The following is a 3,045-nucleotide window of genomic DNA, read 5'->3' on the forward strand; positions in this document are numbered from 1 at the left end:
GGGCGGCGGTGAGCATGCCGTTCTGGTTATTGGCGGCTTCGGCCATCAAGGAGCCGAGCAAGAAGAGTCGGGGGTCGTTGGGGGCGGTTTTGGCCAGGGTGTTGAGCATGCGGGCCGCATCGGTCAGGCGTTTTTCACCGATGAGTTTTTCGACGTATTGGAGTTGGCTGGTGAACTCTTGGGCGCGGAGGGTGGAGCTGCTCATGGCATTTTTTCAAGGCAAAAGACAATCCACGAGTCTAAAGCCAAATCAGTCTTGCCAGAACAGGCGGTTGTTCGGCTAAAAAAGACTGCTGAGAGGGTTCTAAAATGCCAAGATGCACAGGCTTTGTGTCAACGCCATGTTGGGGTTGCTGGCTTGAACAGGAGTGAACGGGTGAGAGTTTTCCCCCATGTCGATCTTTTACGCGCCCTGGCCGCTTTGCTGGTGGTGGTTTACCACCTGGATGCGCTGGGCAGCCTGGCGTTGCGCGGTGATGTGTTTTGGACCTTGCCTTTTCGCTACGGCTGGGTCGGCGTGGATCTGTTTTTGGTGATCAGCGGTTTTGTGATCATGCTCAGCGCGGCGCAAGCCCATGATCGGACGCCGAAAGATTTCAAATGGCCTTTCATGCAGCGCAGGCTCAGGCGTTTGTTGCCGTTGTATCTGCTGACTTGCCTGATTTTCTTGTTTCTGGTGCGTCCCGAAGTGTTGTTGCGCCCGCTGAACCAGTTGCTGCCCGTGTTGCTGAGCCATGCTTTATTTTTGCAAAACTTGAGCCACCACACCCATGGGGTGATCAATGGGGTGACATGGTCCCTGGCATTGGAGATGCAGTTTTACCTGGCCTTGGTGTTCACGGTGGGGTTTTGGTTGCGTTTGGGGGCGGTTCGCACTGTGTTGGTTTTGGTGGGCTTGGCCTGGGCTTGGCGCTATGGCACCACTTTTTTCTGGGTGCCGGGTGTGGCCGTGCCGCATTTGCAGGTGGTCTACACCACCCAGCTGCCGGGCACGTTGGATGCTTTTGGCATGGGCATGGCGCTGGCGTTGTATGTGCACCAGGCCAAGGGCGCATTGCCGGCGTGGTTGCGCCCACAGGCGGTGAACAGCCTGGCCTGGTGTGTGGTGGCGGTGGTTTTGCTCAGTGCGGCGGCCATGCTGCTGCTCAGGCAAACCTATTGGGCGCACACCGGCATGGTGGTGTTTTGGCGAACTTTGCTCGCCATGGGCTTTGCCGCCGCTTTGGCGGCTGCGCTGACGTGCCCTTTGACCAGCGGGGGTTGGATGCGACCCTGGCACTATTTGGGTGAGATCAGCTATGGCATCTATCTGTGGCACTTTTTGGTGCTGTTGTCTTTGCTTCAGATGACGCCCTTGCGGGGTAGCAGTTTGTTGTGGGCGGTGATGCTGGGCACGCTGGCGCTGGCCGCCTCGTCCTGGCACCTGATGGAGAAGCACTGGGTGGCCCGCCGAACGGGGCCTGTCCCGTTGGTTCGCCCGGATGCGGCCTGAATTTCCCGTGCCCTGATGGCCTCAGGCGGTCGCCAGACCACCGCCGACCGTCACCTTGCCTGCGATATCGCCAGCCAGCATGATGGCTTGCCGAGCCGATTCTGCCGTTTGGGCTTGTGCCATTTGGGTTTTCCAGTCGCCGCTCCATTCGGCCACATAGTTGGGGTTCATGGCGGCGCGCAGGCTGGCACGGTCGAGCATGTTTTGCGCTTGGCCCAGCAAAACGGGGTTGTTGAAGGGGTCGGTGATGCCTTGCTTGGCCCACACATCGGCAATGGTGCCTTGGCCAAAAGGGTTGGGCTGCGCGCTTTGCCATTCCATGAAGTTTTTGACGGCGGACGAAATGCCGCTAGTTTGGGCGGTGACCGTGACAGGCGTTGTGCTTGCGTTGCTTTCCTGAGAGACCGCCGGGGTTTCAACCATGCTGCTCTGTTCGGTTTGGACAGGTGCAGGAGTCGCCAGCGAATCGGCGACTTGTTTCAACTGAGCGCCAAAAACGCTTTTCTCGGTGTCTTCAACGGGGGCTGGGGTACTGGGGCTCGCGCTGATCGCGGCCGAAATGGGTCGGTAAATGCCATTGATGGTGATCATGGTGTCTGTCCTGGGGTATCGGGTTGGACCGTGATGGAAGTAGACGTAGGCAAGCAATATGCGGGCCAGTATGAAGTGGCAATTTTTTGCCACCTGTGGTGGCAGTCGGCCTGGTCAGTTGGCAGGCTGGGCAGTACCGTTGCCACGCGGCGCTGATGGCAGAGTCTGCAGGGTTTGCCGCAGGCTTTCAAACAAGACGTGGGATGCGTGTTGGGTGTTGCGCGGGCTGAACGAAAAAAGATTCAGGCCTTCACCGTTTTGTTCGTGTGCTGGGGTGTCCATGAAAAAGGACAGGAATTGGGCACCGGCGGCATGGTGTTGCCGCAGCACGGTGGTCAGCTCGGGTGCGGTCATGCCCCGCAGCGGATGAAATTCTGTGATGCCGTACTGGCGGTGTTTTTCTTGCTGTAGCCAACCGCGAAATGAGGGGCCATAGCTGGTTTCCCCATAAAGGCTGACACCCAGCTGCAGTTGGCTTTGTGGCTGCAGTGAGGTGTGGACCGCGAATTTATCGGCATCCCAGCCGGGGTTGAAGTTGGGCACGATCTGGTGGGTGTAACGCGGTGTCTGGGCTAGGCAGCCCGAATCAAACAACTGGTTGAAGTGTTGTAAATAGCCCTGAACCTGGCTTTGTCTGAATTGAAGCCATTCACGCGCCAAGGGGTTGTAGTAATAAGAGGCCAGGTCACGCGGTTCATCGGTGTAGTTTTGGATGCTGGCGGGCAGCGGGGCCATGGCGGGTGCGGGCACCGAGGGGACTGCTTGCAGGGGCGACTGCTTTCGGTCCCCAATGGCCACATGGCGCGTGGACAGGTGGTAAAGGCTGTCGTCGCCCAGGCTCAGGCCCAAGTCGATGCGGTGGATGCCGGGGGGCCATTGGCTGAAGTCCAGGTCATGACGCCAACCGACGTTGGCGCGGCCAAATTCGGGCTTGGCGGCCAGCACGTCTTGTCTGTCCAAGC

General features: G+C 58.9%; 2 protein-coding genes and 2 pseudogenes. 1 reads left to right on the top strand and 3 read right to left on the bottom strand.

What is annotated here, in order from left to right:
* Positions 1-205: pseudogene (locus ACIQ47_RS15835) on the bottom strand (hypothetical protein); the annotation flags it as partial.
* Between the two features lie 171 nt (positions 206-376).
* Between ACIQ47_RS15835 and ACIQ47_RS15840 the strand changes: the two are divergent.
* A complete protein-coding gene (locus ACIQ47_RS15840) occupies positions 377-1,492 on the top strand; it encodes an acyltransferase family protein (RefSeq protein ID WP_396438997.1) in 1,116 nt (371 codons plus the stop codon).
* A gap of 21 nt (positions 1,493-1,513) precedes the next feature.
* On the opposite strand, the gene ACIQ47_RS15845 is transcribed toward ACIQ47_RS15840, so the two are convergent.
* Complete coding sequence (locus ACIQ47_RS15845) at positions 1,514-2,083, bottom strand: hypothetical protein (protein ID WP_396438998.1); 570 nt, start codon at positions 2,081-2,083, stop codon at positions 1,514-1,516.
* Positions 2,084-2,197: 114 nt separating this feature from the next.
* A pseudogene (locus ACIQ47_RS15850) lies at positions 2,198-3,045 on the bottom strand (hypothetical protein); the annotation flags it as partial.

Origin of the sequence: Limnohabitans sp., assembly GCF_044373035.1 — a bacterium.
GTDB lineage: Bacteria > Pseudomonadota > Gammaproteobacteria > Burkholderiales > Burkholderiaceae_C > Limnohabitans_A.

What these genes read in the sequence shown, in the direction of transcription:
- ACIQ47_RS15845 (WP_396438998.1), bottom strand. Translation starts at nt 2,083, where the DNA reads ATGATCACCATCAATGGCATTTACCGACCCATTTCGGCCGCGATCAGC.